Raw genomic sequence first — 19,314 nt, 5'->3', positions numbered from 1 at the left:
ACTCATGACTGCGACGTCCGGCGCCGCGGGGTCCAGCCCCGTGGGGCCGGACGTCGTTCGTCTTCGTGACCTCCTCGGGGTCCCTGTGGACCTCGAGCTCCTCCAGCTCGCGCTGACCCACCGCTCGTACGCGTACGAGCACGGCGGGATCCGGCACAACGAGCGGCTGGAGTTCCTCGGCGACTCCATCCTCGGCCAGGCCGTGACCGTCAAGCTCTTCCGGGACTACCCGGAGCTCGACGAGGGCGAGCTCGCCAAGCGGCGTGCCAGCCTCGTGTCGACGGTCGCCCTGGCGGAGATCGGCCGACTCATCGGCCTCGGCGCGTACCTCCGGCTCGGCAAGGGCGAGGAGCAGACGGGCGGTCGGGACAAGTCCTCGATCCTCGCCGACACCGTCGAAGCCGTGATCGGTGCGACCTACCTGTCCGCGGGTGCGGACGCCGCGACGGACCTGGTACTGCGTCTCGTGGCGCCGCTGCTCGTCGACCCCGCGCGGTTCGGTGCGGCGATGGACCCGAAGACGAGCCTGCAGGAGCTGGCGTCCGCGCTGACCCTCGGCAACCCGGCCTACCGGATCACCGAGGCGGGCCCGGACCACGACAAGACCTTCCACGCCACCGTCGTGCTGCAGGGCGAGGACATCGCCACCGGCACCGGGACGAGCAAGAAGACCGCCGAGATGTCGGCCGCGCTGGACGCCTGGACGCGACTGTCCGGTCGGACCGCCGGAGCCTGACCAGGTGCCCGAACTCCCCGAGGTCGAGGTCGTCCGCGCCGGCCTCGAACCCGCGGTGACCGGCGCTCGGGTGCTGGACGTGCAGGTGCTCGACGAGCGCGCCCTGACCCGGCACGACGGCCCGGCCGAGGACTTCGCGCACCGGCTGACCGGCCGGACGATCGCCGCCGCCGTCCGCCGCGGCAAGTTCATGTGGTTCCCGCTCGAGGACGACCTCGAGGCCGAGCGCCCCGAAGCCGGACACCCCGCAGCCCAGCACCCCGCAGCCCAGCACCCCGAGGCTCTCGTCGCACACCTCGGCATGAGCGGCCAGATCCTCCTCGGCCGCGACCGGCCCGCAGCCCGACACCGGCGCATCGTCCTCGACGTGCAGCCTCCCGGCACGGACCGCGACGGCACTCCGGAAGCTCCCGTGCAGCTCGAGTTCGTCGACCAGCGCACCTTCGGGTCGATGGCGATCGACCGCATGCTGCCGACGATCGACGGTGCTCCCGCGGGGCTCGCCGGTGCCGTGGACACGACCGACCCGGACGCGGCCTGGCGTCGCCGGATCCCGTTCCAGGTGTCACACATCGCCCGCGACCCGCTCGACCCCGCGTTCGACGACGACCGGTTCCTCGCCGCCGCACGGAAGCGGTCGAGCGGCATCAAGCGGGTCCTCCTCGACCAGGGTGTCATCAGCGGCATCGGGAACATCTACGCGGACGAGTCGCTGTGGGCCGCGAAGCTCCACTTCGACCGCCCCGCCGACCGGCTGCCACGCGCCACCCTCCGAGGGCTCCTCGACGAGGTCCGGGCGGTGCTGCGGCGTGCGCTCGAGGACGGTGGCACGAGCTTCGACGCCCAGTACGTCAACGTGAACGGGCAGTCCGGCTACTTCTCGCAGCGCCTGGCGGTGTACGGGCAGCAGGGCGAGCCGTGCCCGCGGTGCGGGACGCCGATCGTGCGCGAGCCGTGGATGAACCGCTCCAGCCACCGTTGCCCCGTGTGCCAACCGAGACCCCGGGCGCGGCTGCGTTAACCTGACGCCGACCGAGGACCCGGAGACCGCATGTACCTGAAGAGCCTGACCATCAAGGGGTTCAAGTCCTTCGCGCAGCCGACCACCTTCGCCTTCGAGCCCGGCGTCACGTGCATCGTCGGTCCGAACGGTTCCGGCAAGTCGAACGTGGTCGACGCCCTGGCCTGGGTGATGGGCGAGCAGGGCGCGAAGACCCTGCGCGGCGGCAAGATGGAGGACGTCATCTTCGCCGGGACCGCCACCCGCGGGCCGCTCGGTCGTGCACAGGTCACGCTGACGATCGACAACGCGGACGGCCTGCTGCCGATCGAGTACGCCGAGGTGACGATCTCCCGCACGCTGTTCCGCAACGGCGGCAGTGAGTACGCCATCAACGGCGAGAACTGCCGACTGCTCGACGTGCAGGAGCTGCTGAGTGACACCGGCCTCGGCCGCGAGATGCACGTCATCGTCGGGCAGGGTCAGCTGGACAAGGTGCTGCACGCCACCCCGGAGGACCGACGCGGCTTCATCGAGGAGGCCGCGGGCATCCTCAAGCACCGTCGCCGCAAGGAGAAGACGCTCCGCAAGCTGGAGGCGATGCAGACGAACCTCACCCGGTTGTCCGACCTGGCGGGGGAGATCCGTCGCCAGCTCAAGCCGCTCGGTCGTCAGGCCGAGGTGGCCCGCAAGGCGCAGTCCGTCGCCGCGGTCGCACGCGACGCCAAGGCGCGGCTCCTGGCGGACGACGTGGTGCGCCTCCGCCGCGAACTCCGTGACCACCTGGCGGTCGAGACCGGTCGGAAGTCCGAACGAGGCGTCCTGCAGGAGCGGCTCGACCAGATCCGGCAGCGCCAGCAGCAGGTGGAGGCGAGCATGGTCGGCGACGACGTGGACCGCGCTCGCACCGTGGTGCACCGGCTCGAGAGCGTCCAGGAGCGCCTCCGCAGCCTGTCGATGCTCGCCAACCAGCGCCTGATGTTCCTGGCGCAGCAGGCCGAGGCGCCGCAGCAGGGTCCGACGATCACCCCGGAGCGGGTCGCCGGTGTCCGCGCCGAGGCCGACCGGCTCGACGAGCGGGCCCGCGACATGCAGGGCGGCACGACGAGCGTCGGCGACCAGGTCCGTGCCGCCCGTGCCGCGCTCGACGCCCTCGACGAGCAGATCGCCGCGCAGGCCGCCCTCGTCGCGCAGCACGACCTCGACGGGCAGCGTCTGGCCAGTGCGGTCGAGGTCGCCCGGTCGAAGCGCTCCGCGGCGGCGGGCGACCGAGAGCGTCGGGAGCGTTCGCTGACCGAGGCCGTCGCCCGCGCCGAGGAGGCGGCCACTGCGCTCGAGGACGTCGGCCGTGACCCCTCCCTCGACACGGACGAGGACGCCCTGTCCGCGACGCTCACCGCCGCGCGCGAGCAGCTGGACCACGCCCAGGGTGACCGTGACGGCCACCGTGATCGCCTGCACGCGCTCGAGCGGGAACGGGACGCGCTCGACGCCCGGATCGCGGCCCTGGCGCTGTCGATCGACGTGCGCGACGGGTCCCAGGCGGTCATCGACGCCGGCCGCGACGGCATCGTCGGTCGTCTTGCCGACGGCCTCACCGTCACGCCCGGGTTCGAGGCGGCCGTCGCGACGGCGCTCGACGGGTTGGCCGACGCCGTCCTCGCTGACGACCGCGCAGGCGCACTCGGCGCCGTCGAGCACGCCCGGTCCGCCGACCTCGGCCGCATCGACGTGGTCGTCGCCGACGTCGCCGGCTCCGGGTCCCGACTGCCGGCCGTGCTGCCGTCGTCCGTCCGGCGGGCACTCGACCTGGTGGACGGACCGCCGGCCCTCACCGCCCTGCTGGCCGACACGCTGGTCGCGGACACCGACGACGTCGACCTGGAGGCCGTGCTCGCCGCCGCCCCGGACTCCATCGTCGTCACGCGGTCCGGTGACCTGGTCCGTGCTGCCCGGGTGACCGGGGGCGGGGCACGGACCACCTCCCGCATCGAGCTCGTCGCCGACCGGGACGCCGCCGTGACGCGACGACGGACGGTCGTGACGGAGGCGGAGGACGCGGCCACGGGCCTCCAGGCCGCGCGCACGGCGGTCGAGGCGGCGCGACGTGCCGTGGACGAGGCCGACCGTGCCGCCCGTGAACACGCCCGCGCGAGTGCCGAGTACGACCGGGCCAGTGCGTCGGCCCGGGCCCGCGCGGAGAACACGGCCGCCGAGGTCGAGCGTCTGCGGGCCGCGCTGGCCGAGACCGACGGCACGACGGCCGTGACCGAGGCGGCGCTGGCAGAGGCGGAAGCGGCGCTCCGGCACTTCACCGACCGGCCGAGGCCGGTCGTCGACGCCTCGGCACGGCCGGCGGCGCAGGACGCGGTGGACGCCGCCCGGGCCGCGGAGATCGAGCACCGGCTGCAGGTCGAGACCGCCCGGGAACGGGCGCGCGCCGAGCGCCGACGTGCCGACCAGCTGGAACGGCAGCTCGAGGCCGAGCGGGCCGCGGCGGAGGAAGCGGCGAGGCTCGCGGTCATCCGCCGCGCCCAGATCGCGTCGGCCGAAGGGGTGCTCGCGGACCTGCCGGTCGTGCTGGCCGCCGTCGACCGGTCGCTCGCGGAGGCGCGGGTGCAGCTCGCGACCGAGGAGTCCGAGCGCTCCCGTCGTAACTCCGAACTGCAGACGATCCGGAACGAGGAGCGCGAGCTGCGCGACCGGCTGCAGACCCTCACGGACGGCGTGCACTCCCTCGAGATGGAGATCTACGAGAAGCGGCTGCACGTCACCGGGGTCCTGGACCGGGCGCAGAGCGAGCTCGGGTTGGGGGAGTCCGTCCTGGTCGCCGAGTACGGGCCGGACGTGCCCGTGCCGGTCGACGTGTTGGTGGACCCCCGTGTCCTGGCACGACGCCACCGAGAGGCTGCCCGTGCGGCTGCGGCGGCCGGAGCGCAGGCCGAGGCCGACGACTCGGAAGCCGCCCCGGACACGGAGGCCGACGCCGACACCGCGCTCGTCGACGCCGAGTCGACCCTGCCCGGTGGCCCCGCGCTCCCGGAGTTCGAGGCGCCCCACGTCGACCCGGCGGACGTCCCGACGACCCCCTACGTCCGCGAGGAGCAGGAACGCCGGCTCGCTGCCGCCGAACGCGACCTCGGGCGGCTCGGCAAGGTGAACCCGCTGGCGCTCGAGGAGTTCCAGGCGCTCGAGCAGCGGCACGCGTTCCTGTCCGAGCAGCTCGAGGACCTGCAGCAGACGCGCACCGACCTGCTCACGATCATCGAGGAACTCGACGGCAAGATGCAGACGATCTTCGCGTCGGCGTTCGAGGACACCCGGGCCGCGTTCGACGTCGTGTTCCCGATCCTGTTCCCGGGCGGTTCGGGCTCGATCTCGCTGACGAACCCCGACGACATGCTGACCACGGGCATCGACGTGCAGGTGAAGCCGGCCGGCAAGAAGATCGACCGGTTGACGCTGCTGTCCGGTGGTGAGCGGTCCCTGGCTGCGGTGGCGCTCCTCGTGGCGATCTTCACCGCCCGGCCGAGCCCGTTCTACATCATGGACGAAGTCGAAGCGGCCCTCGACGACGCCAACCTCGGCCGTCTGCTGACCGTGTTCGGCCGCCTGCGCGAGGCGTCGCAGCTCATCGTCATCACGCACCAGAAACGAACCATGGAGATCGCGGACGCGCTCTACGGGGTGTCGATGCGGCAGGACGGCGTCTCGGCGGTCGTCGGCCAGCGGGTGCAGCGACCGGAGCCGGGCACGGAGCCGAGGTCGGAGCCGGCGGTCGCCTGACCGCGTGACCGCCTGACCGCCTGACCGCCTGACCGCCTGACCCACGACGGACGGGAGGCCCGGTACCAGCTGGTACCGGGCCTCCCGTCGTGCGGTGCGGACGCCTACTTCACGTCGGCCTCGACCGGCTTGTCGCCCGTCGGGGTGAGGCCGCGCTGCTGACGGCGCTTCGACACCACGAGGCTCGCCACCGTGGCCACGGTGATCGTCACCAGGATGAACCCGAGCGAGAACCAGATCGGGATCTCCGGTGCCCACTCGACGTGCTGGCCGCCGTTGATGAACGGCACCTCGTTGACGTGCAGCGCGTGGAAGACGAGCTTCACGCCGATGAAGGCGAGGATGACGGCGAGACCCTGGCCGAGGTAGATGAGGCGTTCGAGCAGCCCGGCGATGAGGAAGTACAGCTGGCGCAGCCCGAGCAGCGAGAACGCGTTCGCGGTGAACACGATGAACGCGTCCTGCGTGAGCCCGAAGATCGCGGGGATCGAGTCGAGCGCGAAGAGCACGTCCGTCAGGCCGATCGAGACCATCACGAGGAGCATCGGGGTGAAGAGGCGCTTGCCGTTCACCCGCGTGGTCATGCGGTCGCCGTCGAAGTGGTCCGAGGTCGGGATGACGCGGCGGAGCAGGCGGATGAGCTTCGAGTCGCCGTCCTCAGCACCGTGCTCGTCGCCCCCCTTCGCCTGCGACCAGGCGAGCCAGAACAGCAGGAGACCGAACAGGTAGAAGACCCACGAGAAGTTCTCGATGATCGTGACACCGAGGGCGATGAAGACACCGCGAGCGACGAGGGCGATCGCGACACCGACCAGCAGGACCTTCTGTTGGAACTCCTTCGGCACCGCGAACGTCGTCATGATGATGAGGAAGACGAAGAGGTTGTCGACGGACAACGCCTTCTCGGTCAACCAGCCGGCGAAGTACTCGCCGCCGGCCTGTCCGCCGCCGAACACCCAGACGCCGACGCCGAACAGGATGGCGAGCGCGATGTAGACCACGGACCAGAAGGCCGATTCGCGGATGTGCGGCACGTGCGGGGTGCGCACGTGCGAGAAGAAGTCGAACACGAGCAAGGCGAGGATGCCTGCGATCGTGATGAGCCACACGTACAGGGGAACGTCCACTGGAACCTCCAGGTCAGGGGCGCACCACATCGTCCATCGACGAGCTCCGACCACGGAAGTGGTTCGGAAAACGGGTACGCCAGAGCCTGAAGGTCTCTTCCGCCGCGGTCCTGTCCGGTGTCCGACGAGGTCGGTTCCGATCTGGGCCGCGACCGACGCCCCGGGTCCGGGTCGTTCCGGGCCGTACTGACGGGGTCGCCGAGAGGGAATACTCCCCTTCGCGTCTCCGACACTACCGAAGGTCGCGCTCACCCGGGCCCCTCTAAGCTGGGAACATGGCGAGTAGTTGGTCACTGTCCTCCCGGCTCCGGGGTCTCTTCCAGCGGAAGACCATCGACGAGACGACGTGGGAGGACCTGGAGACCGCACTCATCGGCGCCGACTTCGGTCCGGACATCTCCGAGGAGATCATCGAGGACCTCCGCGCCCGGGTCGACCGGTACGGCACCACCGACCCCGCCGACCTCAACCGCATGCTCCGCGAGGTCCTCGAAGAGCGCCTGTCGAAGCTCGACACCACGCTGAAGCTCAGCGCCCGACCGGCCGTGGTGCTCGTCGTCGGCGTGAACGGCGTCGGCAAGACCACGACCATCGGCAAGTTCGCGAAGTTCCTCCGCACCTACGACCGCACGGTCCTGGTCGGCGCGGCCGACACCTTCCGAGCCGCGGCCGTCGAGCAGGTCGCGACGTGGGCGCAGCGCGCCGGCGTCGACGTCGTCCGGCCCTCGCAGCCCGGGCAGGACCCGGCCTCGGTCGCGTACCAGACCGTCGAGCAGGCGATCCGGCAGGGCATCGAGATCGTCGTCATCGACACCGCAGGCCGACTGCACACCAAGGCCGGGTTGATGGACGAGCTCGGCAAGATCAAGCGCGTCGTCGAGAAGCAGACCGAGATCGCCGAGGTCCTGCTCGTCCTCGACGCGACGACCGGCCAGAACGGCCTGGCGCAGGCGCAGGCCTTCATCGAGGGCGCCGGCGTGACCGGTCTCGTCATCACGAAGCTCGACGGGTCGGCGAAGGCCGGGTTCGTGCTCAGCGTGCAGGAGAAGACGGGCATCCCGATCAAGCTCATCGGGCAGGGCGAGGGCATCAACGACCTCACGGGCTTCACCCCCCACGTCTTCGTGCAGAACCTCGTCGGCTGAGCCTCCGCGCCCCTCGAGGCTGCCTGCCCCGGTCGTCGGGCACGGCGGGCGTGTACCGTCCGCCTGGTACGTGACCGACCGGGAGAGGAACCCCACATGCCTGCACTGTTCATCATCGCCTTGATCGTCGGCGTCGTCCTGCTGGTGACCGGCATCGTCAGCGCTGCGCTGAAGGTCCTGCTGTTCATCGGCCTGGTGCTCATCGTCCTGGCCGTCATCGGCTGGATCCTCCGCCGCGTCCGCGGTGGCGGGTCGCGCGTCTGACGCACGGCACGACGACGGACGGGAGGCTCCCCACCAGCTGGTGGGGAGCCTCCCGTCCGTCTGCGGCGGGGCCGGACCGGTCGACGGCTTGCCGCGCCTCCCGGGCCGCATGCCACGGACGGTAGGATGGTCGGATCATGGCGCAATTCGGTTCACTCTCCGATCGGCTCACCGAGACCTTCCGCAACCTGCGGAGCAAGGGACGGCTGACGCCGTCCGACGTGGACGGCACCGTCCGCGAGATCCGGCGGGCGCTGCTCGACGCGGACGTCGCGCTCGAGGTCGTGAAGTCCTTCACCGCCTCGGTGCGCGAGCGGGCGCTCTCGGACGAGGTCAACAAGGCGCTCAACCCGGCGCAGCAGGTCGTCCAGATCGTCAACGAGGAACTCGTCGGCATCCTCGGCGGGCAGCAGCGGCGCCTGGAGTTCGCGAAGCGTCCGCCGACGGTCATCATGCTCGCGGGCCTGCAGGGTGCCGGCAAGACGACCCTGGCGGGCAAGCTCGGCAAATGGCTCAAGAAGGACGGCCACACCCCGATGCTCGTCGCGGCGGACCTCCAGCGTCCGAACGCCGTGCAGCAGCTGCAGGTCGTCGGGGAGCAGGCCGGCGTGCACGTCTTCGCTCCGGAGCCCGGCAACGGCGTCGGCGACCCGGTCAAGGTCGCCAAGAACGCGATCAAGGCCGCGGTCGACCAGCAGTACGACACCGTCATCGTGGACACCGCCGGTCGCCTGGGTGTCGACGCCGAGCTGATGAAGCAGGCCGCGAACATCCGCAAGGCCGTCGACCCGGACGAGGTCCTCTTCGTCATCGACGCGATGATCGGTCAGGACGCCGTCACGACGGCCCGCGCCTTCCAGGAGGGCGTCGACTTCACCGGCGTCGTCCTGTCCAAGCTCGACGGTGACGCCCGCGGTGGTGCGGCCCTGTCGGTCGCGTCGATCACCGGCCGCCCGATCATGTTCGCGTCCACGGGTGAAGGACTGGACGACTTCGAGCCGTTCCACCCGGACCGGATGGCGAGCCGGATCCTCGACCTCGGTGACATCCTGTCCCTCATCGAGCAGGCGCAGTCCGCCTTCGACGAGGACGAAGCCCGTGCGGTCGCCGAGAAGATCGCGACCGACAACTTCACGCTGAACGACTTCCTGCAGCAGATGCAGCAGCTGCGGAAGGCCGGTTCGATCAAGGGCATGCTCGGCATGCTCCCCGGCGCGAAGGGCATGCGGGAAGCGCTCGACAACTTCGACGAGCGCGAGATCGTGCGTACCGAGGCGATCATCCAGTCGATGACCCCGCAGGAGCGCGAACTGCCGAAGCTCCTCAACGGGTCCCGGCGCCTGCGGATCGCGCGCGGTGCCGGCTCCACGGTGACCGAGGTCAACGCGCTCGTGAACCGCTTCGAGCAGGCCGCGAAGATGATGAAGACCGTCGCCCGTGGCGGGGTGCCGCAGATGCCCGGCATGGGCCCGATCCCGGGCATGCACGGCGGCAAGAAGCAGCAGCCGCAGGGCAAGAAGAAGAAGGTCGGCAACCCGGCGAAGCGCGCTGCGCTCGCCTCCGGTACCGCCCCCGCGCCGCAGCAGGCGCCGAAGGGCGCGGGCCTCGGGCTCGGCATGGGCGCCGGCAAGAACGGTGGGGTGCCATCCGAGGAAGAGCTCGCCTCGTTGCAGAAGTTCCTCGGTCGCTGACCCGACCACCTGACGGACGGGCGCGCCCCGCTCAGCGTGACGCGCCAGCGGCACGCGGGGCGCGCCGACCGAGCCTGCGAGGGAGGGGTACCAGCTGGTACCGGGCCTCCCGTCCGTCCGTGGTCGCGTCGCGACGGTTCAGAGCGAGTCGCGGAGTTCGCCGACCAGGTGCTGGACGACCGCGCGGAGGTCTCCGCCGTTCGCCTGCGCGACCGCCAACTGACGCTGGTACGAAGCACCGCGCTCGATCATCGTGTCGAGGTGGTGCAGTTCCTCCTGACAGCCGAGCCGTTCGGCGATCGGGTCCAGGCGGGTGACCAGGTCGTGGACCTCGTCGGTGACCAGCCGTTCGTCGCCGGCGACGTTCGTGATGATCTCGGCATCCATGCCGTAGCGGGCCGCACGCCACTTGTTCTCGCGGACGAACCAGGGCTGCATCGCCTGCAGGGTCTCGCCGGCGTCGATCCGGTCCGAGCTCTCGGTGACCAGGCACTGCACGAGGGCCGTGACCGCGCCGACCTCGTGGAGCGTGGAGATGCCGTCCGAGACGCGGTTCTCGAGCGTGCCCCAGCCCGGCGAGGGACGGATGTCCCACCGCAGGTCCTTCACGCCGTCGATGACGCCGGTGTGCACGAGGTCGCCGACGACCTCCTCGAAGTTCGCCCACGCCCCGAGCTGCGGCGGGAGCCCACCGGTGGGCAGCTGCTGGAACATCAGGGCCCGGTTCGAGGCGTACCCGGTGTCGGTCCCCGCCCAGAACGGGCTCGAGGCCGTGAACGCCTGCAGGTGCGGGACGTAGCCGAGCATCGCGTTCATGATCGGGACGGCCTTGTCACGGTCGTCGATGCCGACGTGCACGTGCACGCCCCAGATGAGCATCTGCCGACCCCACCAGCGGGTGCGGTCGATGAGTTCCGTGTAGTGCTCGCTGTCCGGCGTGATCTCCTGCTGGTCCCACACCGCGAACGGGTGGGTGCCGGAGCACATCACCTGCGCACCGAGGGGCTCGGCGGCGTCGATGACCTGGCCGATGATCCCGGAGAGCTCGCGGGTGGCGCCACCGACGCTGCGGTGCACGTCGGTGACGACCTCGACCGTGTTCGTGAGGAGCTCCTCCGTCACCCGGTCCGGATCGTCCAGGCGTTCCCGGACGGCGGCGAGCACCGCCGGGGCGCGCGGTGTGAGGTCACCCGTCGCACGGTCGACGAGGGGCAACTCCCACTCGACGCCGATCGTCGACGGGGCGGATTCGGAGAACCGGATGTCCATGGGGCCATCCTGCCCGTCCGCCCCGCGGGAACGACGGAGAGCCCGGCGTGTCCGGTCTGCCGGTGAGCGGGCACGTTCGCCTAGTGTTCGTTGCGTGACCGCTGTCGTTCCGCCCGTTGCCGACGTGCCCGCCGAGCTCCGCACCGTGGCCTCGTCCTGGATGCTCGGCCCCCTGCACCTGTCCAACCGGGTGGTGATGGGGTCGATGCACACCGGACTCGAGGTCCTGGACGACGGCGGGGTCGCGATGGCCGAGTTCTACCGGGAGCGCGCTGCCGGCGGTGCCGCGTGCATCATCACCGGGGGGATCGCGGTGAGCGACGAGGCTCGCGGCGGCCCGGACTTCGCCGTGTTCGGGGTCGGCGGTGCGGACGAACGCTTCCGCCGGGCGGTCGCGTCCGTGCACGACGAGGGCGGCACCGTCCTGGCGCAGTTGTTCCATGCCGGCCGCTACGCGCTCGTCGGCGGTCTGACGGACCGTTCCGGTCGACCGCAGCGCGCCGTGGCCCCCTCGGCGCTGCCCTGGGCGGCCGCGCGGGGCGTGCTGCCGGAGGAACTGACCGCGGACGAGGTCCGGCGGACGATCGAGGACTTCGCGACGGCCGCCCGGACCGCCGCGGCGATCGGCTTCGACGGCGTCGAGATCATGGCCTCCGAGGGGTACCTCGTCAACCAGTTCCAGTCGCCGCTGACGAACCTGCGCGACGACGAGTGGGGCGGGACCCCCGAGCGTCGGCGTCGTTTCGCGGTCGAGGTCGTCCGGGCCGTCCGCGCCGCGGTGCCCGACCTCGCCGTCACGGTCCGACTCTCCGGCGCCGACTTGATGCCGGGGTCCTCCACCGACGCGGACGTCGACGCCCTGGTGCGCGAACTGCTGCCGCTCGGACTCGACGCGATCTCGGTCGGCATCGGCTGGCACGAGTCGCGGACCCCGACGATCCAGGCGTCCGTGCCACACGGCGCGTGGATCGAGCAGGCGGCGCGGATCGCGGACGTGGTCCGGGCCTCCGACCACCCGGAGGTGCGGGTGATCGCGTCGAACCGGATGACGGACCTGCGTGACGGCGAAGCGGTCCTCGCCGACGGTCGGATCGACGCGGTGGCGCTCGCCCGGCCGTTCCTCGCCGACGCGGGGCTCGTCGAACGCTCCCTGGCCGGACGGTTCGACCTCGTGAACACCTGCATCGGGTGCAATCAGGCGTGCCTCGACCGGTCCGTCGTCGGCGCGCCGGTGTCGTGCCTGGTGAACCCGCGGGCCGCGCGCGAGGTGCAGTTCCCGCTCCGTCCGACGACCGCGCCGAAGCGTGTGGACGTCGTCGGCGGGGGACCGGCTGGGCTCGCCGCCGCCGTCGACGCTGCTCGGCGTGGACACGACGTCCGGCTCTGGGAAGCGTCGGACGTCCTCGGCGGACAGTTCGGACTCGCCGCCGAGATCCCGGGGAAAGAGGACTACGCCGGCCCCGTGCAGGCCGCGCGCGCCGAACTGGTGGAACGGGGCGCGACGATCCACCTGGGTCGCGCCGCCACCCTGACGGACCTCGGGGACAGCGACGCCGTCGTGCTCGCGTCGGGGGTGACCCCGCGCGTGGTCGACCTCCCCGGGGCGGACCTGCCGCACGTCCTGACCTACGAGCAGGCCCTCCGCGACGGCGTGCCCGACGGGACGGTCGCGGTGATCGGCGGCGGCGGGATCGGCGTCGACACCGCGGCGTTCCTCACCGAGTCCCCGGACGAGGCGGTCCGCGCCACCGAGTTCGGCGCGCGCTGGCAGGTGCCGGTCTCCGACGAACTCGTCGGGGACCGGCCGCAGCGCCAGCCCACCGCGCACCGTACCGTGCGGCCCGGGTCCCAGGTCACGGTGCTCCGCCGGACCGGGAAGTTCGGGCAGGGGATCGGCCTCACCTCACGCTGGGTCGCGCTCGGACGGCTCCGGGACGCCGGGGTCCGCATGGTCGGCGGGGTGCAGGAGTACCTGCGGATCGAGCCCGGCCGGCTCTGGATCCGGGACGAGTCCGGCAACGACGTCGCGGTGCCGGCCGACGTCGTCGTGGTGTGTGCCGGACAGGAGGCGCGGGACGAGTTGGCCACGGGCCTCCAGGCCGCAGACGTCCCGTACGCGGTCGTCGGCGGAGCACGGGACGCCCGCAGCGTCGATGCGGTCCGGGCCACGAGCGAGGCCCTCGAGGCCGTCCGACACCTGGCGCCGTAGCGGTCCGCCGACGCGCCGCGGGAGGTGGCTCGCTTCCCGCTCCGGAATCTGCAAGAATGAACGGTCGAATCGTGTCCGCTCGACCCTCTATCCAGCGGATCACGATCTCATCGAGCTTCCACCGTGTGTGCCCCCACGCCCGCGGTTCCGGTTCAACCACAACACGTACGCAACAGGAGTCATTGTGGCTGTCAAGATCCGTCTCAAGCGCCTCGGCAAGATCCGAGCGCCCTACTACCGCATCGTCGTCGCCGACTCGCGCACCAAGCGCGACGGTCGCGTGATCGAGGAGATCGGCAAGTACCACCCCACCGAGGAGCCCTCGTTCATCGAGGTGCAGTCCGAGCGTGCGCAGTACTGGCTCAGCGTCGGTGCGCAGCCGACCGAGCAGGTCGCCGCGCTCCTCAAGCTGACCGGTGACTGGGCCAAGTTCAAGGGCGAGAAGGACACCGAGTCCAAGGTCAAGGTCCGCGAGCCGAAGCCGGCCTTCACGGTCGACAGCTCCAAGAAGGCCGTCCTCAAGCCCAAGTCGGAGAAGACGGCCCCCGCCGCTCCGGCCGCAGCCGAGACCGCCGACGAGACGACCGAGGCGTAGTCCTTGCTCGAATCCGCGCTGACGCACCTCGTCAAGGGGATCGTCGATCACCCTGACGACGTGCGCGTCGCCAGCTCCACCTCTGCGCGTGGCGAGGTCCTCGAGGTGCGTGTGCACCCCGAGGACCTCGGCCGCGTGATCGGTCGCGCCGGTCGCACTGCGAAGGCGCTCCGCACGCTCGTCACGGCCCTGGCCGACGGCAAGCGCGTGCGGGTCGACGTGGTGGACAGCGATTCCTAGGGAGACGACCCAGCTCCGGGTGGGTCGCATCACGAAGGCGCACGGGCTCAAGGGCGGCATCAAGCTCGAGCTCTACACCGACGACCCGGATCGTCGGTTCACGCCGGGAGCGGTCTTCACGCTCCAGGTCCCCGACGACTCTCCCTGGTCGGGGAAGACCATCGCGCTCGATGAGTTGCGCTGGTACAACTCGCACCCGGTCGCCTTCTTCGAGGGCATCGCCGACCGGAGCGCCGCCGAGACCCTCGCGCGCGCCATCCTCTGGGTCGAGCAGGACACCGAGGAAGAGACCGGCGAGGACGACGCCTGGTACGACCACCAGCTGGTCGGCCTGAAGGTGCTCCGCGACGGCGTGCAGGTCGGCACCGTCGCTCGGGTCGACCACATGCCGGCCCAGGACCTGCTCGCGGTGGACACCGAGTCCCGCGGAGAGGTCCTCGTGCCCTTCGTCGCGGCGATCGTCCCCGCGGTCGACCTGGAAGCCGGCACCGTCACGGTGACGCCCCCGACGGGTCTGTTCGAGGACCCCGAGGACCTGAGCCGTCCCGAGACGGTGACGCCGTCCGAGCCGGCTCCCGAAGCGCCGGCTCCCGACACCGAGGACTGATCCGTGCGGATCGACATCGTCACGATCTTCCCGGAGTTCTTCGGGGTGCTCGACGTCTCCCTGCTCGGCAAGGCACGGCAGGGCGGCCTGCTCGACCTGCACGTCCACGACCTGCGGTCGTGGACGACCGACCGCCACCGGACGGTCGACGACACCCCGTACGGCGGCGGCGCCGGCATGGTCATGAAGCCCGAACCGTGGGCCGAGGCGCTGTCCTCGATCCTGCGGTCCGACGGCTCCTCCACCCTCGTCGTCCCGACGCCCGCGGGCACGCCGTTCCGCCAGACCATCGCGCGGTCCCTCGCCGAGCACGAGCACCTCGTCTTCGCCTGCGGACGGTACGAGGGGATCGACGCCCGGGTGTTCGAGTGGGCCGCGACCCGCAGCACCGTCGTCGAGCTCTCGCTCGGGGACTACGTCCTGAACGGCGGTGAGGTCGCGGCGATGGCCATGATCGAGGCCGTCGGCCGGCTGGTCCCCGGTGTGGTCGGCAACCCCGAGTCCCTGGTCGAGGAGTCCCACGAGGACGGCCTGCTCGAGTACCCCTCGTACACGAAGCCGGCGTCCTGGCGTGGTCTCGACGTACCCGACGTCCTGCTCAGCGGGCACCACGGCCGGGTCGCCGCGTGGCGGCACGACCAGCAGGTGGAACGGACGCGACGCGTCCGGCCGGACCTGCTGCCGGACTGAGCGGGTCGCGCACCGACCACGGACACCACGGGAGGCCCGTCACCAGCTGGTGACGGGCCTCCCGTGACGTCTGTGGTCCCGGGTCAGGCGTCGCGCTGGGCGCGACGGAGCGTCAGGACCTCGGGGCCCTGCTCGGTCACCGCGACCGTGTGCTCGACGTGCGCCGCGCGCGAGCCGTCGACGCTGCGGAGGGTCCAGCCGTCCTCGTCCTGGTAGAGCTCGTCCGTGCCCTGCATGAGCCAGGGTTCGATGGCGACGACCAGGCCGGGGCGGAGCTTCAGGCCGCGGCCGGGCCGCCCGTCGTTCGGGACGTGCGGGTCGCCGTGCATGGTGTGTCCGACGCCGTGGCCACCGAACTGCAGGTTCACGTCGTAGCCGGCACCGCGGGCGACCGAACCGATCGCGGCCGAGACGTCACCGAGCTTGTTGCCGGGTGCCGCCTGCGCGATGCCCGCGGCCAGGCACTGCTCGACGGTCGCGATGAGTCGCTGGTCCTCGTCGCGCGGGTTGCCGACCTGGACCGTGACGGCGGAGTCCGCCACCCAGCCGTCGACGCTCGCCGCGAAGTCCAGGCTGACCAGGTCGCCGTCCTGCAGCACGAGGTCGTACGGCAGACCGTGCAGGGCGGCGTCGTTCACCGAGGTGCAGAGGTTCTTGCCGAAGGGCGACTTGCCGAACGACGGGTGGTAGTCGACGTAGCAGCTCTCCGCGCCGCGCTCGGCGATCATGCGCGCGGCGACGCGGTCCAGGTCGAGCAGGTTCACACCGACGTCCACGGTCTCGAGCAGGGCGTCCAGGACGTCGGCGACGAAGCGGCCGGCGACGCGCAGTCCGTCGAGTTCGGCGGGGGTGCGGAGTTCGATCATGGGACCATCGTGCCGGTTGGCCGCAGTGCACTTGTTGTGGCATGATGATCGATCGTGCCCTGGCTGGACTCTGCCACGGGGGAGTCGCCGACACCTGGCACGTCTCGTTCTTTCCGAAATCGATCCGCGGCGACCCGTGTGCGTCCGCAGGAAGTGACACCATCATGCAGCTCCTCGACCACGTGACCGCCGGTGCCCTGCGCACCGACCACCCTGACTTCCGCCCCGGCGACACCGTCAAGGTCCACGTCAACATCGTCGAAGGCACGCGCTCGCGTGTCCAGGTCTTCCAGGGCGTCGTCATCGGCCGCCAGGGCCACGGCATCGGCGAGACCTTCACGGTCCGCAAGGTGAGCTTCCAGGTCGGCGTCGAGCGCATGTTCCCCGTGCACTCCCCGATCATCGACCACGTCGAGATCGTCACCCGCGGTGACGTCCGTCGCGCGAAGCTCTACTACCTCCGCGAACTCCGCGGCAAGGCGGCCCGCCGCAAGATCAAGGAGAAGCGCGACAACTGATCGCCTTCACAGGGAGCGCCGGAAAGCCGGTTCCTCTGCGAGCCCCTCGCCCATGTACGGTTGTGCATCGGCGGGGGGCTCGTTCGTTCCTGGAGTCCGTCGCCACCGGGGCAGAACCATCTCGGGAGCAGTGCCGGGAACAGGTCGACGAGAGCGGAAATGACGGACACGACAGAGGGTGGAGCCCGTCGGCCCCGGACGGCGAAGAAGCCGCGCAACGGGGTCCTGACCTTCCTGCGAGACCTCGTCATCATCTTCATCGCGGCCCTCCTGGTCTCCTTCCTGGTCAAGACGTTCCTGATCCGGTCGTTCTACATCCCGTCCGAGTCGATGCAGAACACGCTGCAGGTCAACGACCGCGTGATCGTCAACGAACTGGTCCCCGGGGCCGTCAAGCTGCAGCGCGGAGACGTCGTCGTGTTCAAGGACCCGGGCGGGTGGCTCACCGGAGAGACCCTGCCGAACGTCCAGCCGACGACCTCGATCGGCAAGGCGGCCGACTGGCTGCTCACGCAGGTCGGACTGGGCACCGGCGACAGCGACGACCACCTCATCAAGCGGGTCATCGGGCTGCCGGGCGACACCGTGAGCTGCTGCAACGACCTCGGGCAGATGTCCGTCAACGGGGTCCCGCTCACCGAGCCGTACCTCAAGCTGCCTGCGGGCGACACCCGTGCGTCGCAGACCGACTTCTCGGTCACCGTGCCGAAGGGCACCATCTGGGTGATGGGCGACAACCGCAACAACTCGCGTGACTCCCGGTACAACGGCGACACCCCGTCGAAGGGGTTCGTGCCACTGTCCGACGTCACCGGTCGGGCTTTCGTGATCTCGTGGCCGACCAACCGCTGGACCTGGCTCGACGACCACCCCGAGGTCTTCGCCGGCGTGGAGGAGCGGGACGAGTGAGCCCGGTCCGGCCCTCGCTCCGGCTCGAGAAGTCGCTCCTCGCCGCGGGACGGGTCACCGTCATCGGCGTCGACGAGGTCGGCAGGGGAGCGATCGCCGGTCCGGTCGGGGTCGGCGTCGCCGCCGTCACGCTCGACGTACGACGGGTGCCGCAGGGCCTCGCCGATTCCAAGCTGCTCAGCCAGGCCCGGCGGGAGGCGCTGGTCCCAGTGGTGACACGCTGGGCGCGGACCGCGGTCGGGATGGCGTCGGCCCAGGTCGTCGACGAGCAGGGCATCGTCGCCGCGCTCGGTCTGGCCGGAGCCAGTGCGATCGGGGCGCTCGTGCAGGACGGCGTCCCGCTCGAGGGTGCCGTGGTCGTCCTCGACGGGTCGTTCGACTGGCTCACCCGTGCGCTGCCGGCCGAACACCGGTCGCTCGACGTCCAGGTGCGTGTGAAGGCCGACCGTGACTGTGCTTCCGTCGCAGCGGCGTCCGTCGTGGCCAAGGTCGCGCGCGACGACCTGATGATCGCGGCCCACGACGAGGCGCCGCACTACGCGTGGGCCTCGAACAAGGGCTACGGGTCGAGTGCGCACTACGACGCCATCCGCGCGGTCGGCCCGCACGAGCTGCACCGGAAGACCTGGCTGCATGCGGCGTCGAGTGTCGCGCTCGACGGGTTCGAGGAACTGGGCGCGGTCGGCGGCTGAGCGTGACGGTGCTCCTGTGCCGACGGGTGCGGGTCGTGCGTGCTCGCGCGGTTCTGCACGGTCGGGCGGTCAGGAGGCCGTGGTCGCTCTAGACTGGGCGGGCCATGGATGACGAAGAATTCGACGACTACGACCGCGAGGTCGAACTGGCCCTGTACCGCGAGTACCGCGACGTCGTGGGGCAGTTCCGGTACGTGGTCGAGACCGAGCGGCGGTTCTACCTGGCGAACGAGGTCGAACTCGTCCGCCGGGACACCGAGCATGACTTCTACTTCGAATTGACGATGAACGACGTGTGGGTCTGGGACGTCTACCGATCCGACCGCTTCGTGAAGTCGGTCCGGGTGTTGACGTTCAAGGACGTGAACGTCGAAGAACTCACTGCGCGTGAACTCGAACTCCCGAAGGAACTCGCACTCGACGAGTAGGGCTCGCCGGGGAATGTGACCCTTCGGCATTGTGCTGCGATACTCTGAGTTGCAATCCCGACTCTGAAGGAGTGAGAAATGGCGCAGAAGGTCACTGTCCAGCTCGTCGACGATCTCGACGATTCGCCGATCGCCGCTGGCGATGGCCGCACGGTCGAGTTCGCGTTCGACGGTTCGTCGTACGAGATCGACCTGTCGAACGACAACGTCGACAAGTTCCGGGACGCGATCTCGGACTACATCGCCGCGGCACGCAAGACCGCTGGTCGTCGCACCGGTTCGACGGGCAAGAGCCCGTCGGCCGCGAAGCGCGGGAACTCCGAGGAACTCGGCAAGATCCGCGAGTGGGCGAAGGAGAACGGGTACGAGGTCTCTTCTCGTGGTCGTATCTCGACGCAGGTGCAGGAAGCGTACGCAGCCGCGCACTGAGCATCTGACCGGCGTTCAGTCGCTGGTCTCGGCAGGAGCCGGACATTTCCGTGAGGAATTGTCCGGCTTTTGTCATGGTGCGTGAGATGTCCACGCATTCGTTCCTGCACAGG

The 19,314-nt window shown here is 70.6% G+C and carries 19 protein-coding genes; 16 read left to right on the top strand and 3 right to left on the bottom strand.

Translation table 11 applies throughout. The features are described 5' to 3' along the window. Nucleotides 1–4: 4 nt before the first annotated feature. From rnc to DEJ31_RS02815, 3 genes are read left to right on the top strand one after another with little or no spacing between them, the layout of a single operon-like run. Entirely contained in the window at nt 5–736 is a 732-nt protein-coding gene (rnc, locus tag DEJ31_RS02825; protein WP_111121150.1) for a ribonuclease III, read from the top strand. A gap of 4 nt (nt 737–740) precedes the next feature. After that, complete coding sequence (gene mutM / locus DEJ31_RS02820) at nt 741–1,757, top strand: bifunctional DNA-formamidopyrimidine glycosylase/DNA-(apurinic or apyrimidinic site) lyase (RefSeq protein ID WP_111043871.1); 1,017 nt, start codon at nt 741–743, stop codon at nt 1,755–1,757. Nucleotides 1,758–1,787: 30 nt separating this feature from the next. Continuing rightward, nucleotides 1,788–5,522: a chromosome segregation SMC family protein gene (locus tag DEJ31_RS02815; protein ID WP_111043870.1), complete on the top strand. Its 3,735-nt coding sequence runs from the start codon at nt 1,788–1,790 to the stop codon at nt 5,520–5,522. Between the two features lie 104 nt (nt 5,523–5,626). Here the strand turns inward: DEJ31_RS02815 and DEJ31_RS02810 are convergent, their stop codons facing one another. Beyond that, nucleotides 5,627–6,649: a TerC family protein gene (locus DEJ31_RS02810; RefSeq protein ID WP_111121149.1), complete on the bottom strand. Its 1,023-nt coding sequence runs from the start codon at nt 6,647–6,649 to the stop codon at nt 5,627–5,629. A 275-nt stretch (nt 6,650–6,924) separates the two neighbouring features. On the opposite strand from DEJ31_RS02810, the gene ftsY reads away from it, so the two are divergent. From ftsY to ffh, 3 genes are all read left to right on the top strand, one after another. Next, nucleotides 6,925–7,794 (top strand): signal recognition particle-docking protein FtsY, encoded by an 870-nt coding sequence (gene ftsY, locus DEJ31_RS02805; protein WP_110902032.1) that lies wholly within the window; start codon nt 6,925–6,927, stop codon nt 7,792–7,794. Between the two features lie 96 nt (nt 7,795–7,890). Then, entirely contained in the window at nt 7,891–8,058 is a 168-nt protein-coding gene (locus DEJ31_RS17095; RefSeq protein ID WP_181433446.1) for a hypothetical protein, read from the top strand. A gap of 137 nt (nt 8,059–8,195) precedes the next feature. After that, complete coding sequence (gene ffh, locus DEJ31_RS02800) at nt 8,196–9,749, top strand: signal recognition particle protein (RefSeq protein WP_110902033.1); 1,554 nt, start codon at nt 8,196–8,198, stop codon at nt 9,747–9,749. A gap of 138 nt (nt 9,750–9,887) precedes the next feature. Here the strand turns inward: ffh and DEJ31_RS02795 are convergent, their stop codons facing one another. Then, nucleotides 9,888–11,018 (bottom strand): glutamate--cysteine ligase, encoded by a 1,131-nt coding sequence (locus tag DEJ31_RS02795; protein WP_110902034.1) that lies wholly within the window; start codon nt 11,016–11,018, stop codon nt 9,888–9,890. A gap of 94 nt (nt 11,019–11,112) precedes the next feature. Here DEJ31_RS02795 and DEJ31_RS02790 point away from each other — a divergent pair, with 94 nt between their 5' ends. The 5 genes from DEJ31_RS02790 (at nt 11,113) to trmD (ending at nt 15,359) form a co-directional block, all read left to right on the top strand. Further along, nucleotides 11,113–13,227: an FAD-dependent oxidoreductase gene (locus tag DEJ31_RS02790; protein ID WP_181433445.1), complete on the top strand. Its 2,115-nt coding sequence runs from the start codon at nt 11,113–11,115 to the stop codon at nt 13,225–13,227. Nucleotides 13,228–13,411: 184 nt separating this feature from the next. Further along, entirely contained in the window at nt 13,412–13,822 is a 411-nt protein-coding gene (gene rpsP, locus DEJ31_RS02785) for a 30S ribosomal protein S16 (RefSeq protein ID WP_110902036.1), read from the top strand. Nucleotides 13,823–13,825: 3 nt separating this feature from the next. Continuing rightward, the gene (locus DEJ31_RS02780) at nt 13,826–14,062 is read left to right on the top strand and encodes an RNA-binding protein (RefSeq protein ID WP_110826143.1); all 237 of its coding nucleotides are present in this window, start codon (nt 13,826–13,828) and stop codon (nt 14,060–14,062) included. A gap of 19 nt (nt 14,063–14,081) precedes the next feature. After that, on the top strand, nt 14,082–14,669 hold the full coding sequence (gene rimM, locus DEJ31_RS02775; protein ID WP_110902037.1) for a ribosome maturation factor RimM: 588 nt from the start codon (nt 14,082–14,084) through the stop codon (nt 14,667–14,669). Nucleotides 14,670–14,672: 3 nt separating this feature from the next. Next, on the top strand, nt 14,673–15,359 hold the full coding sequence (trmD, locus tag DEJ31_RS02770) for a tRNA (guanosine(37)-N1)-methyltransferase TrmD (RefSeq protein WP_111121147.1): 687 nt from the start codon (nt 14,673–14,675) through the stop codon (nt 15,357–15,359). Between the two features lie 83 nt (nt 15,360–15,442). On the opposite strand, the gene map is transcribed toward trmD, so the two are convergent. Continuing rightward, on the bottom strand, nt 15,443–16,225 hold the full coding sequence (gene map / locus DEJ31_RS02765; RefSeq protein WP_111121146.1) for a type I methionyl aminopeptidase: 783 nt from the start codon (nt 16,223–16,225) through the stop codon (nt 15,443–15,445). A 164-nt stretch (nt 16,226–16,389) separates the two neighbouring features. On the opposite strand from map, the gene rplS reads away from it, so the two are divergent. The 5 genes from rplS (at nt 16,390) to DEJ31_RS02740 (ending at nt 19,201) form a co-directional block, all read left to right on the top strand. Further along, nucleotides 16,390–16,743: a 50S ribosomal protein L19 gene (rplS, locus tag DEJ31_RS02760; protein ID WP_110902040.1), complete on the top strand. Its 354-nt coding sequence runs from the start codon at nt 16,390–16,392 to the stop codon at nt 16,741–16,743. 159 nt (nt 16,744–16,902) lie between these two features. Further along, nucleotides 16,903–17,652: a signal peptidase I gene (gene lepB, locus DEJ31_RS02755; protein WP_110902041.1), complete on the top strand. Its 750-nt coding sequence runs from the start codon at nt 16,903–16,905 to the stop codon at nt 17,650–17,652. Then, a complete protein-coding gene (locus tag DEJ31_RS02750; RefSeq protein ID WP_111121145.1) occupies nt 17,649–18,344 on the top strand; it encodes a ribonuclease HII in 696 nt (231 codons plus the stop codon). Before lepB ends, DEJ31_RS02750 begins: the two co-directional genes overlap by 4 nt. 104 nt (nt 18,345–18,448) lie before the next feature. After that, on the top strand, nt 18,449–18,772 hold the full coding sequence (locus DEJ31_RS02745; protein ID WP_110826150.1) for a DUF2469 family protein: 324 nt from the start codon (nt 18,449–18,451) through the stop codon (nt 18,770–18,772). A 78-nt stretch (nt 18,773–18,850) separates the two neighbouring features. Next, the gene (locus DEJ31_RS02740) at nt 18,851–19,201 is read left to right on the top strand and encodes an Lsr2 family protein (protein WP_111121144.1); all 351 of its coding nucleotides are present in this window, start codon (nt 18,851–18,853) and stop codon (nt 19,199–19,201) included. The last annotated feature ends 113 nt before the right edge of the window (nt 19,202–19,314 follow it).

This window comes from Curtobacterium sp. MCPF17_031 (genome assembly GCF_003234035.1).
Taxonomy (GTDB): Bacteria; Actinomycetota; Actinomycetes; order Actinomycetales; family Microbacteriaceae; genus Curtobacterium.
The sequence above is the reverse complement of the archived record's forward strand: the minus strand, read 5'-3'. Positions and strand labels throughout refer to the sequence as shown.